This window comes from Sporomusa acidovorans, from assembly GCF_900101845.1.
GTDB lineage: Bacteria > Bacillota > Negativicutes > Sporomusales > Sporomusaceae > Sporomusa > Sporomusa acidovorans.
The window spans coordinates 87,975-109,352 of sequence record NZ_FNAM01000017.1 but is presented as its reverse complement, the minus strand read 5'-3'; the positions used below and the strand labels follow the sequence as shown (position 1 = coordinate 109,352).

Genomic DNA, 21,378 nt, shown 5'->3' with positions numbered 1-21,378 from the left:
ATTTAAGTGGGGACTCTCCCGAAAAGGCAGGAACATAGTCAAAAGACGAACTTCTCGGAAGAAGCTGAGGAAGTCTGTAGCAAACCTCAAAGCATGGTGCAAAGGGATTCTAAATGGTTAAATCGTAGGAGTCAACGGAAAAGCCTCGACTGGGAAGCGTTCAACAAGCTGTGGGAACGCTTTCGAGTGCCAAAACCACGCATTACTGAGAGTCGGCAGCTAGCGCTGAATATCTAACGCCTGAATACGGAAGCGAGTATTCCTGAGGAGCCCGGTGAGGGAAAACTTCACGCCGGGATCTGTGCAGGGGAAACAGAGTAATCTGCCACCTACTGCGACCTTGGTTAGATGATTCTTACACTGATTAAAATACTGTTTTGGGCTATGAAGGGCGATCTACGACTCCTCCTACCGTGCTTTGTAGTGTACCTTCCCATCAAAACTAAGATAGCATTTTGGTGAAAGTCGCACACCACTTTTTCATAACTATTTGTGCCGCCAGCGACAGCGGCGGAATGGAGATTAAGATGAAGAAAATTATATTATTTACAGTATTGTTTCTTTTTACATTTGGGCTTGTCTATGCTAATGATAATACTGCTAACTCTAATGAGAACAGTCAGAAAACACCACCTGTAGTTATTTACAGTGTATTTCCTGAATATCCATATGAGGCTAGGAAAAAACATCTAGAAGGAAAAGTATTGCTGAAGATGACAATATCAAATGAAGGGATAGTATCTGACGCAGAAGTTATTGAAAGTTCAGGTTATGATATTCTTGATGAAGCAGCGATAAATGGGGTAAAAGAATGGCGCTTTATTCCAGCTAAAGAAAACGGTGAGGCAATTGCCGTTAAGGTGGTTATGCCAATAACGTTTAAATTAACGCCAGCAAGCAAAAAAGATAATTAGAACTATCAAGTAGTAAATCTTTTTATGTTTTTATGTACCGGTATGATCAGTTAATCCAAAACCGGTTTTTTGGTAGAAATAGGCGCAGTATTGTTCGAACATATTCTTTTGTGAGCGGTCAAGTAAAATGTACCCAAAATGGCCACAAATTGTACCACTTCATGTAGTGCGGATACGAAGGAAAATAGCAAATTTGCCTCGACCTTGCTTACCGGTAAAAAGCCAACTTCATCAATAATGACGAGATTTGACTTGTATATGGTATTTAAACGGTTTTTCGAAGTTACTTGTCCATAAAGCCGCGGGCTTGAAAAGTGAAATAAGTGAGATTGAATAGCTCCAGTTGTTTAAAAACATGCCTTGACCAGACTTCTAGCCAAGACACGGGATCTAAATCAGCTAAAAATAAGCCCTGCTGTCCTAAATAAGCTGTTATTAAGGGCCGATTATCATAAAACCGTTGGCGATAAAAGCGTATCTGTTGATGAGACAACTCCTGACGGTGTGCACAGTTGTTAATCATTTCGGCAATCTTGTGCAGTTGCAACCGGCGGACACTAAACTGGAAAAGGGCAAAAAAAATGCAGGCAAGACTGTATTGGAAGCCTGGCGCCAGGAATGAAGGGTCTAGCCAACATTTTAGGAAAACAAAACAGTAAAGGATGGAGATAAATAATCAATAATCTAACGATGATTTATATAACCAAATTAACCGATGAAAGCAAGGGATATAAGCTTTAATTATGAAAGGATGAACAGGGCCTTAGTGGTTCTGCTCTTTTCTTACTACTTTTGGCCTCTTTTATTTAAGCAAATATAGAACAGAGTAGCGTAGCTTATATTATGTTAATAATACATTTGCTATTGAAGGGCACATCTTTCAGGGCAGTTAAAATATTGGGAAGTCCTTCATGAATAGTTTCCTTCTATTATATATGCAACATAATATAGGAAAATGTTTTTAATTTTTTTTATGAAATTTTTGCCTTGGGAAGACCCTGTAAAAACGTAGAATGCTTGCATTATATATGCTTTTTGTGTTACACTATACGCATTAGGAAGACCCTGTAAAAGTAAAAACATATATCCAAGAGAGTACTTGCTATATTTTAACTTATAATTACGGCAATGCGGGAAATAAGTAACCTTATAGGCAGCGAACCGGGGAGAGTGTAAGCCTGGTAGAAAAAGGTGAAAGGCCTTCCCAAGCCGCGGGAGGAAATCTCATAATCCGGATGAACGGTTTACGGGGAAAGTAAAACCCGCAATAGAATGTAAGGTGGGGCGTCATGCCCAATCAGGGTGGAACCGCGGGAATAACATCTCGTCCCTGTAACTTGAAGTTACGGGGACAGGATGTTTTATTTTTTGCCCAGTCAGAAAGTATAACTTTCGACTGGATAAGTGCAACCAGCGGCTAGCGCTTTCGCCAAAGGCTCGGCGTTAGCCGGGTTTTCTAATAGGAGGTAATAGTATGACATTCCAGGAGATAATCCTGACACTGCAAAATTTCTGGGCAGAACAAAACTGTATTATTCAGCAACCTTATGATGTGGAAAAAGGTGCAGGGACCATGAATCCGGCAACTTTCCTCAGGGCACTGGGGCCTGAACCATGGAATGTTGCCTATGTTGAGCCATCACGCCGTCCTGCTGACGGGCGTTATGGAGATAATCCCAATCGATTATATCAGCATCATCAATACCAAGTTATTATGAAACCGTCGCCTGCTAATATTCAAGAATTGTATTTAGCCAGTCTGGCCAAGTTGGGCATTGATCCTGCCAAACATGATATCCGTTTTGTAGAAGATAACTGGGAATCACCTACTCTTGGTGCCTGGGGACTTGGCTGGGAAGTATGGCTTGACGGTATGGAAATTACCCAATTTACCTATTTTCAGCAGGTAGGCAGTATTGACGTAAAACCGGTAGCCGTTGAAATTACCTATGGACTGGAACGGCTGGCTATGTATATTCAAGGTAAAGAAAATGTATATGATATTGAATGGGTGGCTGGCATTACATATGGTGATGTTTTCCATCGTAATGAAGTCGAGCATTCCTTTTATAACTTTGAAATTGCCGATATTGAAATGTTGTTTACGTTGTTTACTATGTATGAAAAAGAAGCAATACGGGTTATTGAACTTGGGTATGTGCTTCCCGCCTATGACTATGTCTTAAAATGTTCCCACAGCTTTAATCTTTTAGATGCACGTGGCGCGATCAGCGTTAGTGAACGTACCGCATTTATTGGCAGAGTGCGTAATTTGGCCCGATTGTGTGCACAAGGCTATTTAGAACAACGTGAAAAGCTGGGTTATCCGCTCCTAAAGGGAGGTAAATAGTTTATGACCAAAGATTTATTACTGGAAATTGGGACAGAAGAAATTCCTGCCAAATTTATGCCTGATGCATTAGCGCAGCTTGAGAGTACGACAAAAGCTAAGTTGACAGAACTCAGGATTAGCTACGGATCGGTCCGGGCTGTCGGCACTCCGCGCCGCCTAGCCGTTATTGCAAAAGAGGTAGGTATCAGTCAAGCTGATAAGCATAGTGAAAATAAGGGGCCTGCGGTGAAAATTGCTTTTGATCAACAGGGAGCTCCAACAAAAGCCGCTTTAGGTTTTGCCAGAGGACAAGGAATTGACCCTGCGGCGCTTGTTGTTAAAGATGGATATGTTTATGCCGTTGTTCAGGAAGTTGGCCGACCGGTCGCGGAACTTCTGCCGGGACTATTGCCTGATATAGTAAATAGTTTATCATTTCCTAAAAACATGCGCTGGGGCGATTTGGATATGCGTTTTGTCCGGCCAATCCGCTGGCTTGTAGCACTGTTTGGCAATGAGGTGGTTCCGTTTACACTGCCAGGGGTGACTTCCGGCAGGATTACGCGCGGCCATCGCTTTTTGGGACAGGCTGAAATAGAAGTAAATTCTGTGGAAGATTACTTTGAACGGCTTAGTGAAAATTTTGTTATGGTTGATCAGGATGTACGCCGCCGGGTCATTAAGGAACAGATAGAGAACCTTGCTGTCAGCCGGGGCGGAACGGCAACGATTGACCAAGAACTCTTGGAGGAAGTCGTCTATTTAGTGGAATATCCAACAGCTCTGTGCGGTAATTTTGAAGAGAAGTACCTTGCTTTGCCACCGGAAGCAATCATTACTCCTATGCGTGAGCACCAGCGATATTTTCCAGTTAAAAATAAAGATGGAAAATTATTGCCCATGTTTATTACTGTAAGAAATGGTGGGCCAGAATATATTGATATTGTCCGTCACGGTAATGAACGGGTTCTCAAAGCCAGATTGGCAGATGCCCGTTTCTTTTTTGAGGAAGACCGGAAGCTGCCACTAGAAAATCGGGTGGAAAAACTTAAAACAGTTATTTTCCAGGAAGGACTGGGTACAATTTATGATAAAGCGCTGCGTCTGGAACGGTTAGTTGCAGGAATCGGCCAGATGGTAGGCGCAAGTCAAAATGACCTTACTACTGCCCAGCGTGGCGCCCATTTGGCTAAGGCTGACCTGGTAACAGGAATGGTTTGCGAATTTACTGAACTGCAGGGAGTTATGGGGCGTGAGTATGCCAAGTTAAGTGGTGAACGTCCGGAGGTTGCCGAAGCAATATTTGAACATTACCTGCCGCGCTTTGCCGGTGATGGGTTACCGTATACGATGGCCGGGCGATTAATCAGTATAGCCGATAAAATGGATAATATTGTTGCCACATTTAGCCGTGGCCTTATCCCTACCGGTTCACAAGATCCCTATGCGCTAAGACGCCAGGCTCTGGGAATTGTGCATACCATGATTAATGCCCAATATCATGTTTCTTTAACTGCTATGGCCGGCCAGACTATGGATCTACTGGGAATTACGGATCAGGAATGTAGAACTAAACTGACAGGCGAACTACAGGAATTTTTCCGTTTGCGCATAAAAAATATTTTAACAGAGGAACAATTGCGCTATGATATGATTGATGCAGTACTAGCAGCCGGCAGTGATGATTTGTATGACACTTGGCTTAGGGCAAAGGCGATAGCTGTCGAGGGTGGTACAATTGCAATGCAAAAGGCTGTGCAGGCACTTGTGCGGGTAGGAAATCTGGCGAAAAACGCCGTTTCTGAAACCATAGACACCAATTTATTTACTGCTGAGGCTGAACATGATTTATATAAAGCCTATTTGGAGGCCAAGACAATCATAAGCAGCTATCAGGCGGAAAAAAACTATCAGGGCGTGTTAACTGCGGTTGCGGCTATGGCAGCGCCAATTGATGCTTTTTTCGGTGCCGTTATGGTCATGGTCGAAGAACCTGCTGTCAAAAATAACCGCTTAGCTTTGTTAAAGGCTATAGCGGGTCTAGCAGCTCAAACTGCAGATTTGACTAAAATTATGGTCATGTAAATGGCAACGCCCGGGTTAAAAAAGGGGGGGCAGTGATTGGGGTTAACGCCACGGCAAGAAAAAATTGCTGGGATGGTCAAAACCTTAGGACCAATTACAGGGGAACAGATTGCTGAACGCCTTAATGTAACCAGAGCGGCGCTCAGACCCGATCTAGCAATCCTGGTAATGTCCGGCCTGGTGGAGGCTCGTCCTAAAGTTGGTTATTACTATACGGGGAAAAATATAATTAGCATGCTTACCGAGCAAGTAAGCAGAATTAAAGTCAAGGATGTACAGTCGGTGCCTGTTGTTGTTACTGCCAGTACAAGTGCTTATGATGCTGTTGTTACCATGTTTCTGGAAGATGTGGGCACGGTTTTTATTGTTGAACCGGGTGGCATTCTTGCAGGCGTAATTTCCCGCAAAGATGTGCTGAAGGTGGCTATGGGCGGCAGTGATTTGCATAAAATGCCGGTTAAGGTCCTTATGACACCCATGCCCAAAATAGTGGTAACATCTCCTGATGAATCTGTGTTAACAGCGGCCAAAAAAATTATTGAAAACGAGGTAGATAGTTTGCCGGTTGTATCGATTGCGGATCATCAAGATACGAAAACCTATGAAGTAATCGGACGACTAACCAAAACCAATATCGCCAGATTATTTGTCGAACTTGGCGAAGGACGAGGAGGGGAGCACCATGGCTAATCTGCCGATTATTTACGCATTATCCGATTCGATTGGTGAAACAGCGGAGATGGTGGCGCGGGCCACGGCCAGCCAGTTTAACTCAGGCGGATTCGATATAATTAGGATTCCGTATATCAACTCGGTGGATCAAATAACCGAAACTGTGAAGGAAGCGGCAAAACATACTTGTGTCATTTGTCATACGTTGGTGTCGCCTGATCTGCGGGAGGCTTTGCTGGAACAAGCCCGGCAACATAGTATTCTTACTGTGGATATTATGGGGCCAATGATTGATACGGTTCAACGAATTACGGAAATGGCACCGCGGCTCAAGCCAGGACTTGTTCATAAACTTGACCAGGAATATTTTAAACGTGTGGAAGCGGTAGAGTTTGCTGTCAAATATGATGACGGCAAAAACCCGTTAGGATTATTAAAAGCTGATATTGTTATTATTGGTGTGTCGCGTACTTCTAAGACACCTCTCAGCATGTACTTAGCTCATAAAAAAGTAAAAGTGGCCAATGTGCCGCTTGTACCGGAAGCGCCCTTGCCACAAGAATTATTCCAAGTGCCTTCGCAGCGGATTGTCGGTTTAATTATTGATAAGTTTAAGCTTAATGAAATCCGCTGTGAGCGGTTAAAAACTATGGGATTGGCGCCCGATGCCAGCTATGCCAACCTTAGCCGGATAGATGAGGAACTCGATTATGCCCGGTCCATTATGCGCCGTTTGGAATGCCCGGTCATTGATGTATCAAACAAGGCTATTGAAGAAACTGCGAATCGCATATTAGAAGTAGTATCAAGAAATAAACAAGCAAACGACTAAAATAAAAGTCCCTGGCATGATATTTTGTGCCAGGGACTTTTTTAACTTATAGAAAACTATTGGAGTCAACATTATAGCTTACGGAGTCAGCCGACCAGTCGGTGGTTCCCTGAGAAACATGCACATTGCCATTAAAGACGGCAATTTTAGTGCTCCAATTAAAATCGGCATTATCGGCTTCAATTGACAGGCCATTACGGGATAGTTTTACGCCGCCGTCAATTTTGGCATGATCTTTTGTGCCATATACGTATACGCTGTCCCCGGTGAAACAGATATCATCCTGTTTCACGGTTATGCCGCCTGTGCCCCATACTTCTAATGTAGCCGGATTTACTTTGGCCTGGCCGGCTGTAATAATCCGGTTGCGGACTTCAATGTAAACATTTCCCTTTAACATATACAGGCCTGTGTTAATGTCAAAGTATGTATGATCAGCGTTTATAATTGGCTTAGCGGCTGACACCATGCCTGTTAGAAGAACAATAATTAAAAGAGTTGCAAAAAGTATCTTGGAATAATTCACGCCACTGCCTCCTTTCTCAAATTTTATTATAGCAAATAATTCATTAATTTGCTTCTAGAAAAAAGTGTAATGGCAAGAATTATGGTTGATTATAGGTAAATAATGTTATAATAGACATAGGGAGGAGGGGGTTATAGCATGAAAGTTCGTGAACGAATTGAAGAACAAGAGTTTAAAATCTTATCACCCTATGCTGCGAAAAGCCGGGATGCTGTCCGCGATAAGGAAGAAGCTTTGTGTGATTTCCGTACCTCTTTTCAACGTGATCGGGATCGTATTATTCACAGTAAATCTTTTCGGCGTCTGAAACATAAAACGCAAGTATATATTGCACCGGGCGACCATTACCGGATGCGGATGACCCATAGCCTCGAGGTAGCGCAAATATCGCGAACAATAGCCCGTGGTCTCATGCTTAATGAAGACCTGACCGAAGCAATTGCTGTAGGTCATGATGTCGGACATACCCCATTTGGTCACGCCGGGGAATATGCCTTACGTGAACTTATTGGCCATTATAATCATAATGAACAAAGCCTCAGGGTAGTGGAACATCTTGAGCGGGGAGGGCAGGGGCTTAATCTGACGGCCGAAGTCAGAGATGGAATCCTTAATCATACCGGCGATAATGTCCCGTTTACTTTGGAGGGCAAAATCGTCCGCAGGGGCGACCGGATTGCTTATTTGTGTCATGACTATGATGACGGTATTCGTGCCGGTATGATTAAACCTTCTGATCTGCCGGCCAACGTAAATAAGGTATTAGGGATAAATCCATCTAGTATGATAACCGTTATGGTATCTGATATTATTACTGAATCTGAGGGAAAAAACGAAATTATCATGTCTGACAAAGTTAAAGTGGCAATGGATGACTTTCGAGAGTTTATGTTTGAAAAAATATATCATTCGGCTGAACTTGAACCTGACAGAAAAAAATCGAAATACGTTGTTAGTAAGCTTTTTCAATATTATATGGATAACCCCGGAGACTTGCCAACAGAGTTTATAGAGCGTGAGGAAAAATGGGGTCTGCAAACGATCGTAATTGACTATATAGCGGGTTTAACTGATTTGTATGCAATAAAACAGTTTGAAAAATTATTTGTCCCGGCTACCTGGGGGGGACCAAACTAGTAAGCAGAGCGTAAACAAGGGCTCTGCTTTTGTTTTTGAACAAATATTATTTATCTTGTCAAGATGTAAAAGAGGAATTTTGTTATTTATATTGAATAATAATTACTAAATTAAAAGATGATAAAGACTGTGTACACAACTTTGCGGGGAGTTGCTCCGTGTAGGCAGGAATATTAACCTGAATGTAGAATAAAGTCAAAGCTTGGAACGATTTGCATAATCTGCAATCTAAACAAAGCAGTAATTTGTCATTGCCTGGATAAGGTGAGTTATATGAAAGATGCGGTTTTCGATGATTTTATCGATAGATTGCGGTCAGAAAGCGATATTGTCAGCATTATTTCTGATTATGTATCCTTAAAAAAGAAAGGAAAAAATTATTGGGGTTGTTGTCCATTTCACAGTGAAAAAACACCATCATTTTCAGTGACTCCGGACAAAGGTTTTTTTTATTGTTTCGGATGTCAAACCGGTGGTAATGTATTTAATTTTTTGATGAAAGTGGAAAATATTACCTTCTTTGAAGCGGCAAAACTTTTAGCTAAAAAGTTAAATGTTCCTTTGCCGGAAAAAGAAAAAACACCGCGTGAGCTAGCCAAGGAGCAGGAAATTGCTAAAATTTATCACGTAAATGAATTAGCCAGGGATTTTTTTCATGCCTGTCTGACTAAAACAAATTATGGCAAACCTGCCCGTGAGTATTTGGCTAATCGTGGCATAGCTGATGAGATCATTGATTTTTTGAAATTAGGGTTTGCGCCGCCATCGTGGGATAAACTATCGGCAACATTTATGGAACAGCGTGGTATTGCTCCGGATATATTACTCAAAGCCGGCTTAGCGGCCCCGCGTAATTCAGGGGATGGCGTTTACGATCGATTTCGTAATCGAATTATGTTTCCAATTAACGATGTGAGGGGGCGGACCATTGGCTTTGGTGGCAGGGTTTTAGACAATAGTCAGCCTAAATATCTCAATTCGCCAGAAACTGAAATTTTCAATAAACGGCACGTTTTGTACGGGTTTGATATTGCCTATCAACATATCCGGAATTTGCGCCAAGTAGTTATTGTGGAAGGGTATATGGATGCCATCACTCTCTATACTCAAGGAATTAGAAATGTAGTAGCTTCATTAGGCACGGCCTTTACGCCGGACCAGGCTCGAAACCTGATTAAACTGAATGCTGAACTACTATTCTCGTATGATAGCGATGCTGCCGGACAAAATGCTACAGTACGGGCATTAGATACTGTTCGTACATTAGGCGCTACCATAAAGGTCATAACGATTCCCGATGGCAAGGATCCGGACGAATTTGTCAGGAAACATGGCAGCCAATCCTTCCAGGGGTTGTTAGAATCGGCCAAACCGTTATTAGATTATCAGCTTGATCAGGCCTTAAAGTCAGATGATTATTCAACAGTTCAAGGTAAAATTGCTGTTGTCGGCAAACTGGCACCAATTTTAGCCGAGGCGGATAACGCGGTAGCAGTTAATGCGCATATTACTCGTTTATCCCAAGTGCTTGCTGTTGATGAAAGCGCTTTACGTACTGAGATTACAAAATATATTGTTCAAACCAAAAAGGATAAAAATGTAAAAATGGGGAAAACTATAAATATTGCACTCTTGTATAAGCAACCAGCCCCGGCGGTCATTCAGGCAGAACGTCAGCTGATTCGCTTAATGTGTGATGATTTATCACTGGTCCCCTATGTCTTAACAAACCTCTCACCACAAGAAATACAAGGAACTTTGCAGCAAGAGATAATTAATTTTATATTTAACGCGTATAATATGGAAAAAAATATATCGCAGGCTGCCTTTAACGCCGGGGTAAATAGCCTGAGTGAAAAGGCAAGCAGTGAGTTTTCGCATATTATGTTGATGGAAAACGAATTTGATGATGAGGTCAAATTGATTGATGACTGTATAAAAACAATTCGCTTGGCCCATTTAACAGCATTGTATGAACAACACCGGCTAATGGCCGATGAATTAGAACGCATGGGGGATAGTAACTTTCTGCAGGAATTGGCGGAAAGTCAACGAATTAAACATGAAATTAGCAAATTACATCATTAATGAGCAAGTATTGATAAATTTATTACCGTTAATTGCCAAAGGAAGGGGGGAAAACGATGGCCGATAAGAAAACCACACCGGGAGAACAAGTGAATGATCTTTTGCATAAAGGTAAAAAGCGCGGTGTGTTAACGTATTCTGAAATAATGGATACCATGCAAACAGAAGACATGAGTCCTGAAGAAATCGATGATATGTATGAGATTTTCAGTAATAAAGGTATTGAAATTGTAGATGAAGCTCCGGACAATGAATTGATTGAAGGCCCGGACATGTCCGAGATAGAAGCAACGGCCGAAGAAGTAGATATTGATCTCACCATTCCTGAAGGCATTAGTATTGATGATCCTGTTAGAATGTATCTTAAAGAAATAGGTCGTGTGCCTCTTTTAACTGCCGATGAGGAAATTAAATTGGCTAAACGGATGGAGCAGGGAGATGAAGAGGCTAAGCGGCGGCTGGCAGAAGCCAACCTAAGACTGGTTGTTAGTATCGCTAAACGCTATGTAGGACGCGGCATGTTATTCCTTGATCTTATTCAGGAAGGTAATCTGGGTTTAATCAAGGCTGTAGAAAAATTTGACTATAATAAAGGATATAAATTCAGTACGTATGCCACCTGGTGGATACGTCAGGCAATAACCAGAGCTATCGCCGACCAGGCGCGTACAATCCGTATTCCGGTGCATATGGTTGAGACTATTAATAAGCTTATTCGGGTATCGCGGCAGCTCCTACAGGAATTGGGGAGGGAGCCATCGCCTGAAGAAGTGGCCAAAGCCATGGAAGTAAGTGTCGAGCGGGTACGGGAGATAATGAAAATTGCCCAGGAACCGGTATCGCTGGAAACACCAATTGGCGAAGAAGAAGATTCCCATTTGGGTGATTTTATTGAAGACCAGGACGCTCCGGCTCCGGCGGAAGCAGCTTCTTTTATGTTGCTTAAGGAACAACTGGAAGAAGTACTGGAGACACTTACTCCCAGGGAAGAAAAAGTACTTCGTCTGCGTTTTGGCTTAGATGATGGGCGGGCTCGAACGCTGGAGGAAGTAGGACAATATTTCGGAGTTACCAGAGAACGTATTCGTCAAATAGAAGCGAAAGCGCTCAGGAAGCTGCGCCATCCTAGCCGCAGCAAAAAACTGAAAGATTTTCTTGAGTAAAATAGAATAATCACTTGACGTAACACGGACATTGTTTTATAATAATCATCGTTGGCGATATTCCTCGATAGCTCAGTTGGTAGAGCAATCGGCTGTTAACCGATCGGTCGTAGGTTCGAGTCCTACTCGGGGAGCCAGATTTTAGCTGATAAACAGGCTTTCTTCGGAAAACCTGTTTTAATATCTCTAGGGCCTATAGCTCAGCGGTAGAGCAGCCGGCTCATAACCGGCTGGTCCCTGGTTCGATCCCAGGTGGGCCCACCATAAGCAGTGAACCGGATTTTTAGGAGCGGAGCGACGCGGAAAGCCGTGTGAATCGCTTAGTTCCGAGTGGAACGAGGAACATCCTATTAATCCTTTTTTACGGCCCGTTGGTCAAGCGGTTAAGACACCGCCCTTTCACGGCGATAACGGGGGTTCGATTCCCCCACGGGTCACCATCTTTGAGATTCGAGGTTCGATAAGTCGTGAGTTCGAACAAACGAGTACGCGAACGAAGCGAATCTGCGAATACGGGCGATTAGCTCAGCTGGGAGAGCGCCTGCCTTACAAGCAGGATGTCGGCAGTTCGATCCTGTCATCGCCCACCATAACAAAAAACCTGCGAAATACTTTCGCAGGTTTTTTGTTATGTATAAGCTTACAGGATTATTCACCATTAAAGTCAAATACTATATTGATAATATTTATTGTCCTGCAATAAATATCCCGACAGGAGGAGTTTTCAGTGAAAATAAGTGAACGGTTAAAAGCCATTGCCGATATGGTTCCTGCCGGTGTGACGCTGGCGGATATTGGCACCGATCATGCTTATTTACCTATATATCTAACCAGACACAAAGTAATTACCTGCGCCATTGCTGGTGATATTCATCAGGGACCTTACTTATCGGCAAAAAATGCAGTGGAATCAGCAGGATTAACATCATTTATTTCCGTCCGGTTAGGCAATGGTCTGGATGTTGTTAAACCGGGTGAAGCAGAGGTTGTTGTTATTGCCGGCATGGGAGGGTCAAATATTATTGACATCCTGAGCTCACGGCCGGAAGTGACCGCTGGATTGAGACGCCTTATTTTACAACCTATGCTAGCAGCAGCGTCTGTGCGAAAGTGGCTGCATGACAACGGTTGGCGGATTGCTGCTGAACAGTTAGTTAGGGAGGATGGCAGGCTGTACCAGGTTATTGCGGCTGAACAGGGGGAAAGTGCTGCTTTTGATCCTATATTTTATGATATTGGCCCGTTGCTTTGGCAGACGAGAAATGTTTTGTTGCTGCCGCACTTAAACGAACTAATTGATCAGATACGCGGCGTTCTCGGTGCCATGAGAGAAAGTCCTGGCGCGATGCATTCCGGCAAATATCAAGAGCTAACCAATAAACTTAACAAGTTGGAGGAAAAACGAATATGCCTGTAACCTGTCGTGAAGTTATTGCTGAACTCGAGAAATTAGCCCCGGCATATTTAGCCGAAAAGTGGGATAATGTTGGGCTTTTAGTTGGTCATCCCGAGCAGACTATACAGAAAATATTTGTTACCTTAGATGTTGATCAAGAAGCTGTGGATCAGGCGGTTGCCAGCGGAGCCGATATGATGGTTGCCCATCATCCGGTAATATTTAAAGGGATCAACAGTATTCGCTCTGACTTGCCCCAAGGCAATATATTATTTGAGCTGATTCAAAATGGGGTAGCCGTGTATGCCGCTCATACTAATTTAGATATTGCTCCTGGCGGTGTAAATGACGTTCTTGCCCAAACGTTTGCGCTTAAGAATATAAGGCCGCTAACGAAGGTATACCAGGAACAGGCACATAAGCTTGTTGTATTTGTCCCCGTTTCACATGCCGACCAGGTAAGAAGGGCGATGACTGAGGCCGGTGCGGGGCATATAGGCAACTATAGTCATTGTGCATTTCAGACTCAAGGGGTGGGGACTTTTTTGCCGCTGCCTGAAACAACGCCTTATATTGGTCAACAAGGAAAATTAGAATTTGTTGATGAATGCCGAATAGAAACTATTGTGCCGGATCGCTTGCGTTCCCAAGTCATTTATGCGATGTTGGCCGCGCACCCCTATGAAGAGGTAGCCTATGATGATTATGCCTTGGACAATAAGGCAGCTAATTATGGGTTAGGGAGAATTGGCGAACTTACTGAATCCGTACTACTTGGAGAATTTATCAGCCAAGTAAAAAGTAAATTAAACATAAATTCATTAAAAGTAGCAGGCTCAAGTAAAACAAGAATAAACAAGGTAGCTGTATGCGGCGGCAGTGGGGCTGATTTGATTAAATACGCCATTGCCGCCGGTGCAGATGTTTTTTTGACGGGTGACGTAAAATACCATGAAGCCCAGCAAGCCGTAAATAAGGGTCTGGCCATTATCGATGCAGGCCATTTTGCGACCGAGCAGCCGGTAGTGGAATTTTTAGCCCACTATATTAATGAATGTGCGGGAAAAAATGCCTGGAATATAGCAGTTATGGAGAATAGTACAAGTAAAGATGTCTTTACTGTGTATTAAAGAATAAATGGGATGGGGGAGAATATATGGTTATGGTACATAGGCCGGGAATGACCAACTTTTTAACGACAGATATTTATGCTCTTACCGCTGAGGAATATTCTATGGGCAGAAGTAATGTCGAAGTCGTAAAGCTTTTGATTAAGGCCGGAATCAAGGTAATTCAATACCGGGAAAAAAATAAACAGGCGGGAGCGATGTATGAGGAATGTCTTACGATCAGGAATCTGACAAAACAGGCGAGAGTAACCTTTATTATTAATGATCATGTAGATTTGGCACTTCTAGTCGGGGCGGACGGGATACACCTTGGACAGGAGGATTTACCGCCGCTTAAAGTAAGGGAACTTATTGGCAATGAAATGATTCTGGGCTTATCCACTCATACTCCGGAACAAGCTAAAGCCGCTGCGACTTTGGGGTGTGTTGACTATATTGGTGTTGGTCCGGTATTTTCCACCAACACTAAAAAAGGTGTATGTCAAGCGGTCGGCTTTTCATATCTTGATTACATTGTGAAGAATCTGGATATTCCTTTTGTTGCTATTGGCGGAATAAAGGAACACAATATTATGGAAGTCAAACGTCATGGTGCAAATATTATGGCGTTGATTACCGAGCTTGTAGGGGCCGCTGATATTCCCGCCAAAGTCCGTGCTATTCGGCAGGCTTTAAATAAACAGTAATGGCTTATTGACTTGTTCTGTAATACATGTTAGATTTATAAGTACGAAATGTTCTGAGTACGAAAGATGATCGCAGGTGTTTGAACCATCTGAGGAAAGTCCGAGCTCCATAGGGCAGGGTGCTGGATAACGTCCAGCGAGGGCGACCTTAGGGATAGTGCCACAGAAATGTAAACCGCCTGACATTGTCGGGTAAGGATGGAACGGTGCGGTAAGAGCGCACCAGCAGTCAGGTGACTGACTGGCTAGGTAAACCCCACCTGGAGCAAGACCAAATAGGGAAGAGATGAAGCTGCCCGCTGAATCTTCCGGGTTGTGTCGCTTGAACCGGCAGGTAACTGCCGGTCTAGATAAATGATCATTACCGCTTAATGCGGAACAGAACTCGGCTTACTGACTACTCAGACGAGCAAAGCAGCAAACCCGCAGACCTTATAAAGGCTGCGGGTTTAATTATATAAGGATTCGTATCCTTTCTAGTTTATAGAAACATAGATAGCTTACTTGCTCAGAAATGTAAAGTTTTGGCTGATATTAAAAAAAATTTACTTAAAGTGTTATTATATACCTAGACAAAAGATATTTTTGTGCTATAATTAAACTATATTTATATTCTGAGTCAATGAAGACTCCTTCACATAAGAATGTTATGTGGAGGAGTCTATCTTTTTTTTTACTAATTTAATGCAAGAAGAAAAATTGAAAGGGGTTTTTTTGATGAGCAACCTAGGTCAAATTTTTGGTTCAAACGTATTCAATGATGCTGTAATGAAAGAACGTCTTCCTAAAGCCACATATAAAGCTTTAAAGAAGACAATTGAAGAGGGGCTTCCTTTAGATCCAGCGGTTGCTGATGTAGTAGCAAGTGCGATGAAAGATTGGGCGCTTGAAAAAGGTGCAACTCACTTTACTCATTGGTTCCAACCTATGACAGGGATTACTGCGGAAAAGCACGACGCATTTATTTCGCCAACGTTGGATGGCAAGGCAATTATGGAGTTTTCCGGTAAGGAATTAATTAAAGGTGAGCCAGATGCATCCTCTTTTCCATCCGGCGGCATTCGAGCTACTTTTGAAGCCAGAGGCTATACAGCCTGGGATTGCACATCACCAGCCTTTATAAAAGACGGTTCTTTATGTATACCGACTGCCTTCTGTTCCTATACAGGGGAAGCATTAGATAAGAAAACCCCGTTATTGCGCTCAATGGAAGCCTTGTCAAAACAGGCTTTGCGTGTGTTAAGAGCTCTGGGTAATACCACATCAAAGAAAGTTATTACCACTGTTGGTCCAGAACAAGAATACTTTATTGTAGATAAAAAAATGTATGATCAAAGAAAAGATTTGATATTTACCGGCAGAACCCTTTTTGGCGCTAAACCGCCTAAAGGACAAGAGCTAGAAGACCATTACTTCGGTTCGATTAAAGAAAGAATTTCTGCTTACATGAAAGAATTGGATGAAGAACTTTGGAAGCTTGGAATTTCCGCAAAGACTAAGCATAACGAAGTTGCTCCCGCGCAGCATGAATTGGCTCCAATATTTGCTACTACCAATATTGCTACAGATCACAACCAGTTAACTATGGATGCAATGAAAAAAGTTGCATTGCGGCATGACCTTGTGTGTTTACTGCATGAGAAACCCTTTGCCGGGATAAACGGTTCTGGCAAACATAACAACTGGTCAATGGCAACCGACGACGGAATGAACTTGCTGGAGCCAGGCCGTACTCCCCACGACAATGAACAGTTCCTGGTATTCTTGTGCTCGGTTATTAAAGCTGTCGATGATTATGCCGATTTAATCAGAGTGTCAGCCGCAAATCCGGGAAATGATCATCGACTTGGCGCTAACGAAGCTCCTCCGGCTATTATCTCAATATTCTTAGGTGAGCAGCTGCAAGACATCCTGGAGCAGATCGAAAAAGGTAGAGCAACCAGTTCGAAAACAGGCGGTCAGATGGAGATCGGCGTAACTACTCTGCCGGCCTTACCCAAAGATGCAACAGATAGAAATAGAACGTCACCGTTTGCCTTTACCGGTAATAAGTTTGAATTTAGAATGGTTCCTTCCTCTGCTTCCATTGCCGGACCAAACTTTTTCATTAATACTGCAGTAGCTGAAGTATTAAGTGAGGTTGCCGACCGCTTAGAAAAAGCTACCGATGTAGAAGCCGAAGTCAAATCCATTCTTACTGAATATGTAAAGAAACATAAGAAAGTTGTATTTAATGGAAACGGATACTCGGATGAATGGGTAGTTGAAGCGGAAAAAAGAGGACTGCCAAACATCAAGACTACTATAGAAGCTGCTAAAGCATTAATCTCCGCAAAGAATATAGCGATAGTGGAAAAGCATGGTGTATTAAGCAAAGTAGAAATGGAATCCCGTTACGAAATAGCTTTGGAAAATTATATCAAAACAATTAATATCGAAGCTCTTACGATGCTGGAAATGGCAAAACGGCAAATTCTTCCTGCTGTCATTAAATTCTCGACATGCCTCGCAGCCTCAATTAATACAATTAAAGCTACAGGTGTAGCCGCTGATATCACAGCTCAGACTGAATTGCTGACAGAAGTATCATCTTTAACAGCAGCGTTAAAGAAGAAAATTGCAATTCTTGAAGAAGCCGTAGACAAAGCCGCCAATGCCCATGGCGACACCTATGAACAGGCTTCATTGTTTCGGTTTGATGTTTTTGAAAAAATGGGCGCTTTAAGAGACGTTGCCGATACGCTTGAAACACTTGTAGATAAAGATGTATGGCCGATGCCGACTTATGGGGATTTGTTATTTAACATATAGTTGATTTGACGAAATCATCTACATGAATAGTAATTTCACACTACAAAAAAAGCACTGGATATCAGTGCTTTTTTTGGTCACAGAATTAGCGGCAAAACAACTGGTAGCTATTCGTCTTTTGGGTTATCCGGTCCTTGGAGTTGATACTGATAAAAGACTAAATCAAGCCATGTACCGAATTTGTAACCGGCTTTATAAATGGTACCGGACTCGCTAAACCCTAGTTTTTTATGCAGTATTTTACTGCTTTCATTACTTGCGTCTATGCCGGCCACCATTATGGCGTAGCCTTTTGCATTGGCAATTTCAATTAACGCCTTCAGCAGAGCCGTTCCGATATGCTTTCCCCGAAAATCTTTGTGGACATAAACGGAATGCTCGATCGTATATTTATATGCGGGCCATGCTCTAAAAGGCCCGTAGGTTGCGAATCCCGCCACAGCATTATCTTCCTTGTATACCAGAATCGGAAACCCTTCTGCCATTTTTTTATCATACCAGATTGTTCTGTCTTCTATAGAATGTGGTTTGTAATCATAAACTGCCGTTGTATTTAGTATGGCTTCGTTATATATTTCCAGAATAGCGGTTAAATCATGGCGTTCTGCGGAATAAATCATGGAATGTAACCTCCACAACATGTTAATTTACGGGGATATAGTGTGACTACTAGATTCGCTGTCAATATTCATGCATCCTGCCGGAGATTGATAAGAAAAATTAGAAATTATCGGGTTCGTATATGGACAATGTTTGCTAGATTCTAGACAAAATGTATTTATATGCTATAATTAAAACATAATTTTTACCTAAGTCAATGACTTCTTGCACTCTAAATAAGAGGAAGGAGTCTGTTTTTTTAACTGTATTGACCGAGGTAAAAAGTGAAATCCTATACTGAGGGATATTTCATAAATGAGGTGAAAAGATGGAAAAAGATTTAATGTATTTAATTCCTGCCGGCAAGTATGCCAAAGAAGAGCTCTTAAATTTGCTTACCAATCATTCCGAGATCAAGTTTGCTTCGCTGGTTGGTATTGACTTAGCCGGTAACGATACCGATGAAAAAATTCCGATCAAATTGTTTATTAAAGACATAGAAGATTTCTATAATGGTGGTGCGGTCCAAACAGACGGCTCATCTGTCGTTCTTACAGGCATTGCCACACTAAACAATGCCAAGGTTGATATGCTTGCAGATGCCAGTGTCAATTGGTTTGTAGACTATAATTTCGAACATATTGATGAAGAAACCGGTAAGCCTGTTGGTACACTTCGCATTCCTGCTTTCTTAGTACATAATGGCCTCAGGGTCGATTCGCGTTCTATTCTGGCGCAAAGTTTGGAACATGTTAAGACTGAGATAAAAGGTCTCTTCCAAAAAAACGCAAAAATTGCCGGACTGGAGCATATAAATGGGGCCGATGTTGAAGATATTATTTTTACCGCTGCTACGGAACTTGAGTTTTGGGTAAAAACTCCGGCTAACAAGGCAGAAGTTGAAGAGCTTTCTGCTTCACAGGTTATGCAGGAACAGTATTGGCAGCGCACCCGGGGCAATGTTCGTACAGCTATGGAACAAGCTCTACTGACGATGGCCCAATACGGCCTCGAACCTGAGATGGGGCATAAAGAGGTTGGTGGTGTTAAAGCCCAAATTGACGAAACAGGGCAATTGAGCCATGTTATGGAACAACTTGAAATTGACTGGAAATTTTCCAACGCCCTGCAGTGTGCTGATAATGAACTTCAGGCCAGGATTTTGGTGAAAGAAGCTTTCCGGGCCAATGGTCTTGAGGTTACCTTTAAAGCTAAACCGATTATCGGTGTTGCCGGTAATGGGGAGCACACCCATGTTGGAATTGCTGCCAAGCTTAAATCCGGCAAAATAGTAAACCTGTTCTCACCATCTGATATGAAGCAGTATTTCTTGAGTGCAATTGGCTATGGCGCTATTATGGGGCTGCTAAAGCATTATGAAATAATCAATCCTTTTATTTCTTCAACAAATGACTCACTCAACCGTTTAAAACCAGGCTTTGAGGCTCCGATCTGCATTGTGACATCATTAGGTCATTCACCGGCTGTGCCTTCCCGTAACAGAACAATTCTGGCCGGCCTGGTCCGTGATGTCAGCAACCCTATGGCTACCAGATTTGAAGTTCGCTCACCTAATCCTTACACGAATACTTATATTGCTTTAGCCGCTTTTTATCTGAGTATTCTTGATGGTGTTAAAGCAGCCGTCAATTCCGGCAAAACAGTAGAGGAACTGGATGCTGAACTTTCTAAGGATGCAGGCAAACAGGGTTTCTATCTTGAAACTGATAGGGCTTACCGGAGCGAGCATGACGTATTTGATGATTATTCCGAAGAAGAACGTAACCGCCTATTCTCCGAACCACCTGCAACAGTTTGGGAAAATATGCAAAGCATTAAGAAGTATCCGGAAAAGGTTAAAACACTTACTGCCGGAAATGCTTTCCGTCCGGAACTTATTGAAGGGTTTGTTGCCGGTGCGTTAGTACGCTGGAAAACCGAGTTATTAAATCGCATTATCCCAGAGAACCTCAGTATTGTTAAAGAAGCTAAACCGTTACATGATGCTGATTCAGCCAGTGATCTAGATCTAAATCATTGGGATAAAATTAATTCGCTGCGCGTATATTTAGCGAAAGATTATTTAGCCCAGCCGAGCTTATTTACCCGTATCAAAGAAGCTATCCAAAGAGATGATTTTGATACGGCGTCAGCATTGCAGGTTGAAATGTCAGATAAAATAAGCGAATTAAAAAATCTTTATCGCGAATACAAAAAGAATATGATACATATCTGCTAAAAAAAATATAAATATACTATAATTGCCAGTGGATTTCCACTGGCAATTTGCTTATTTAATAAAAAAGTTAAAAAAGTCACAAAGATAAAAGGAGTTTTTCTGAAAATATGGAATATATCAGTATATTTCGAACTTAATTAAGGGAGGGTACACATATGGGGAAAAATGCCTGCGATATGGGCAAGTTGTTCAGCGATTTGGAAGGACTGAGAATAGCCATTGACATGGAAGCCCGCGGCCGTGATTTTTACAAAAAAGCCTCTGAACAAACGGAAAATAAGGAACATAAAACGCTTTTCCTGTTACTAATGAATGAAGAAATTAAGCATCACGATCAGTTTACTAAACTTTATCATAAAACAAAAGAAAATAAGCTCTCGGATTCGAATGATTATTTATTTGACCAAGAAGCATCCAAGTATCTGACAGTTTTGGCTGAACCTTATATATTTACGGAAGCTAAAGCAGAAAAGACGTTCTCTGAACTGAAAAGCATTGCTGATATTCTAAAAGCTGCTATCCAGGACGAAAAAGATTCAATTTTATTTTATGACGCGTTAGCTAAATGTGCTAAGTTTGATGAAACAAGAAATATTTTTAATTTGTTAAAAGCCGAAGAGCAAACGCATGTAGTCAAACTTCGGCAAATGCTAGGCGAGTGGGCATAACGGTCATACACACACTGAAAATAGCGTCAGCGGCGCTATTTTTCTTTTATCTGTTTTAATAAAAATTTTCCACTTTAGCAGGAATTTAAGATTCAACAT

The 21,378-nt window shown here is 42.2% G+C and carries 18 protein-coding genes, 4 tRNA genes and 1 other RNA gene; 20 read left to right on the top strand and 3 right to left on the bottom strand.

What is annotated here, in order from left to right; translation table 11 throughout:
• The first annotated feature begins 527 nt into the window (after window positions 1-527).
• Entirely contained in the window at window positions 528-914 is a 387-nt protein-coding gene (locus tag BLR65_RS13355; protein WP_169716849.1) for an energy transducer TonB, read from the top strand.
• 50 nt (window positions 915-964) lie between these two features.
• On the opposite strand, the gene BLR65_RS31820 is transcribed toward BLR65_RS13355, so the two are convergent.
• On the bottom strand, window positions 965-1,249 hold the full coding sequence (locus BLR65_RS31820) for an ATP-binding protein (RefSeq protein WP_143122579.1): 285 nt from the start codon (window positions 1,247-1,249) through the stop codon (window positions 965-967).
• 125 nt (window positions 1,250-1,374) lie between these two features.
• Between BLR65_RS31820 and BLR65_RS29805 the strand changes: the two genes are divergently transcribed.
• From BLR65_RS29805 to BLR65_RS13335, 5 genes are all read left to right on the top strand, one after another.
• Window positions 1,375-1,536 (top strand): hypothetical protein, encoded by a 162-nt coding sequence (locus BLR65_RS29805; RefSeq protein ID WP_176772742.1) that lies wholly within the window; start codon window positions 1,375-1,377, stop codon window positions 1,534-1,536.
• Between the two features lie 852 nt (window positions 1,537-2,388).
• On the top strand, window positions 2,389-3,264 hold the full coding sequence (gene glyQ, locus BLR65_RS13350) for a glycine--tRNA ligase subunit alpha (protein WP_093794669.1): 876 nt from the start codon (window positions 2,389-2,391) through the stop codon (window positions 3,262-3,264).
• Between the two features lie 3 nt (window positions 3,265-3,267).
• Window positions 3,268-5,331, top strand: coding sequence for a glycine--tRNA ligase subunit beta (gene glyS / locus BLR65_RS13345; protein WP_093794668.1), 2,064 nt, complete (start codon window positions 3,268-3,270; stop codon window positions 5,329-5,331).
• A 36-nt stretch (window positions 5,332-5,367) separates the two neighbouring features.
• Window positions 5,368-6,021 (top strand): transcriptional regulator CcpN, encoded by a 654-nt coding sequence (ccpN, locus tag BLR65_RS13340; RefSeq protein WP_093794667.1) that lies wholly within the window; start codon window positions 5,368-5,370, stop codon window positions 6,019-6,021.
• A complete protein-coding gene (locus tag BLR65_RS13335; protein WP_093794666.1) occupies window positions 6,014-6,835 on the top strand; it encodes a pyruvate, water dikinase regulatory protein in 822 nt (273 codons plus the stop codon). The genes ccpN and BLR65_RS13335 overlap by 8 nt, the downstream gene beginning before the upstream one ends.
• Window positions 6,836-6,881: 46 nt before the next feature.
• Here BLR65_RS13335 and BLR65_RS13330 read toward each other — a convergent pair whose 3' ends face one another.
• Entirely contained in the window at window positions 6,882-7,361 is a 480-nt protein-coding gene (locus tag BLR65_RS13330; RefSeq protein ID WP_093794665.1) for an LptA/OstA family protein, read from the bottom strand.
• Window positions 7,362-7,499: 138 nt separating this feature from the next.
• On the opposite strand from BLR65_RS13330, the gene BLR65_RS13325 reads away from it, so the two are divergent.
• The 12 genes from BLR65_RS13325 (at window position 7,500) to BLR65_RS13270 (ending at window position 17,772) form a co-directional block, all read left to right on the top strand.
• Window positions 7,500-8,498, top strand: coding sequence for a deoxyguanosinetriphosphate triphosphohydrolase (locus BLR65_RS13325; protein ID WP_093794664.1), 999 nt, complete (start codon window positions 7,500-7,502; stop codon window positions 8,496-8,498).
• 273 nt (window positions 8,499-8,771) lie between these two features.
• A complete protein-coding gene (gene dnaG, locus BLR65_RS13320) occupies window positions 8,772-10,586 on the top strand; it encodes a DNA primase (protein ID WP_093794663.1) in 1,815 nt (604 codons plus the stop codon).
• A gap of 56 nt (window positions 10,587-10,642) precedes the next feature.
• Window positions 10,643-11,749 (top strand): RNA polymerase sigma factor RpoD, encoded by a 1,107-nt coding sequence (gene rpoD, locus BLR65_RS13315; RefSeq protein ID WP_093794662.1) that lies wholly within the window; start codon window positions 10,643-10,645, stop codon window positions 11,747-11,749.
• A 61-nt stretch (window positions 11,750-11,810) separates the two neighbouring features.
• Window positions 11,811-11,886 (top strand) — tRNA-Asn (locus tag BLR65_RS13310).
• A gap of 52 nt (window positions 11,887-11,938) precedes the next feature.
• Window positions 11,939-12,013: transfer RNA gene (locus tag BLR65_RS13305), tRNA-Ile, on the top strand.
• 101 nt (window positions 12,014-12,114) lie between these two features.
• Window positions 12,115-12,189: transfer RNA gene (locus BLR65_RS13300), tRNA-Glu, on the top strand.
• Between the two features lie 74 nt (window positions 12,190-12,263).
• A tRNA-Val gene (locus BLR65_RS13295) sits at window positions 12,264-12,339 on the top strand.
• A 137-nt stretch (window positions 12,340-12,476) separates the two neighbouring features.
• Window positions 12,477-13,166 (top strand): tRNA (adenine(22)-N(1))-methyltransferase, encoded by a 690-nt coding sequence (locus BLR65_RS13290; RefSeq protein WP_093794661.1) that lies wholly within the window; start codon window positions 12,477-12,479, stop codon window positions 13,164-13,166.
• Window positions 13,157-14,275, top strand: coding sequence for a Nif3-like dinuclear metal center hexameric protein (locus BLR65_RS13285; protein ID WP_093794660.1), 1,119 nt, complete (start codon window positions 13,157-13,159; stop codon window positions 14,273-14,275). The genes BLR65_RS13290 and BLR65_RS13285 overlap by 10 nt, the downstream gene beginning before the upstream one ends.
• Before the next feature lie 26 nt (window positions 14,276-14,301).
• The gene (gene thiE, locus BLR65_RS13280) at window positions 14,302-14,961 is read left to right on the top strand and encodes a thiamine phosphate synthase (RefSeq protein ID WP_245692765.1); all 660 of its coding nucleotides are present in this window, start codon (window positions 14,302-14,304) and stop codon (window positions 14,959-14,961) included.
• Window positions 14,962-15,015: 54 nt separating this feature from the next.
• An RNA gene (rnpB, locus tag BLR65_RS13275) (RNase P RNA component class A) lies at window positions 15,016-15,369 on the top strand.
• Between the two features lie 276 nt (window positions 15,370-15,645).
• Entirely contained in the window at window positions 15,646-17,772 is a 2,127-nt protein-coding gene (locus BLR65_RS13270; RefSeq protein ID WP_245692763.1) for a glutamine synthetase III family protein, read from the top strand.
• Window positions 17,773-17,879: 107 nt separating this feature from the next.
• Here the strand turns inward: BLR65_RS13270 and BLR65_RS13265 are convergent, their stop codons facing one another.
• On the bottom strand, window positions 17,880-18,392 hold the full coding sequence (locus tag BLR65_RS13265) for a GNAT family N-acetyltransferase (protein ID WP_093794659.1): 513 nt from the start codon (window positions 18,390-18,392) through the stop codon (window positions 17,880-17,882).
• 308 nt (window positions 18,393-18,700) lie between these two features.
• On the opposite strand from BLR65_RS13265, the gene BLR65_RS13260 reads away from it, so the two are divergent.
• Complete coding sequence (locus BLR65_RS13260; protein ID WP_093794658.1) at window positions 18,701-20,611, top strand: glutamine synthetase; 1,911 nt, start codon at window positions 18,701-18,703, stop codon at window positions 20,609-20,611.
• A 155-nt stretch (window positions 20,612-20,766) separates the two neighbouring features.
• On the top strand, window positions 20,767-21,279 hold the full coding sequence (locus tag BLR65_RS13255) for a ferritin family protein (protein WP_093794657.1): 513 nt from the start codon (window positions 20,767-20,769) through the stop codon (window positions 21,277-21,279).
• Window positions 21,280-21,378 lie beyond the last annotated feature (99 nt).

Coding starts and splice junctions, on each gene's coding strand:
- BLR65_RS13355 (WP_169716849.1), top strand. CDS start 528: ATGAAGAAAATTATATTATTTACAGTATTGTTTCTTTTTACATTTGGG.
- glyQ (WP_093794669.1), top strand. CDS start 2,389: ATGACATTCCAGGAGATAATCCTGACACTGCAAAATTTCTGGGCAGAA.
- glyS (WP_093794668.1), top strand. CDS start 3,268: ATGACCAAAGATTTATTACTGGAAATTGGGACAGAAGAAATTCCTGCC.
- BLR65_RS13335 (WP_093794666.1), top strand. CDS start 6,014: ATGGCTAATCTGCCGATTATTTACGCATTATCCGATTCGATTGGTGAA.
- BLR65_RS13325 (WP_093794664.1), top strand. CDS start 7,500: ATGAAAGTTCGTGAACGAATTGAAGAACAAGAGTTTAAAATCTTATCA.
- dnaG (WP_093794663.1), top strand. CDS start 8,772: ATGAAAGATGCGGTTTTCGATGATTTTATCGATAGATTGCGGTCAGAA.
- rpoD (WP_093794662.1), top strand. CDS start 10,643: ATGGCCGATAAGAAAACCACACCGGGAGAACAAGTGAATGATCTTTTG.
- BLR65_RS13285 (WP_093794660.1), top strand. CDS start 13,157: ATGCCTGTAACCTGTCGTGAAGTTATTGCTGAACTCGAGAAATTAGCC.
- thiE (WP_245692765.1), top strand. CDS start 14,302: ATGGTTATGGTACATAGGCCGGGAATGACCAACTTTTTAACGACAGAT.
- BLR65_RS13270 (WP_245692763.1), top strand. CDS start 15,646: ATGCAAGAAGAAAAATTGAAAGGGGTTTTTTTGATGAGCAACCTAGGT.
- BLR65_RS13265 (WP_093794659.1), bottom strand. CDS start 18,392: ATGATTTATTCCGCAGAACGCCATGATTTAACCGCTATTCTGGAAATA.
- BLR65_RS13260 (WP_093794658.1), top strand. CDS start 18,701: ATGGAAAAAGATTTAATGTATTTAATTCCTGCCGGCAAGTATGCCAAA.
- BLR65_RS13255 (WP_093794657.1), top strand. CDS start 20,767: ATGGGGAAAAATGCCTGCGATATGGGCAAGTTGTTCAGCGATTTGGAA.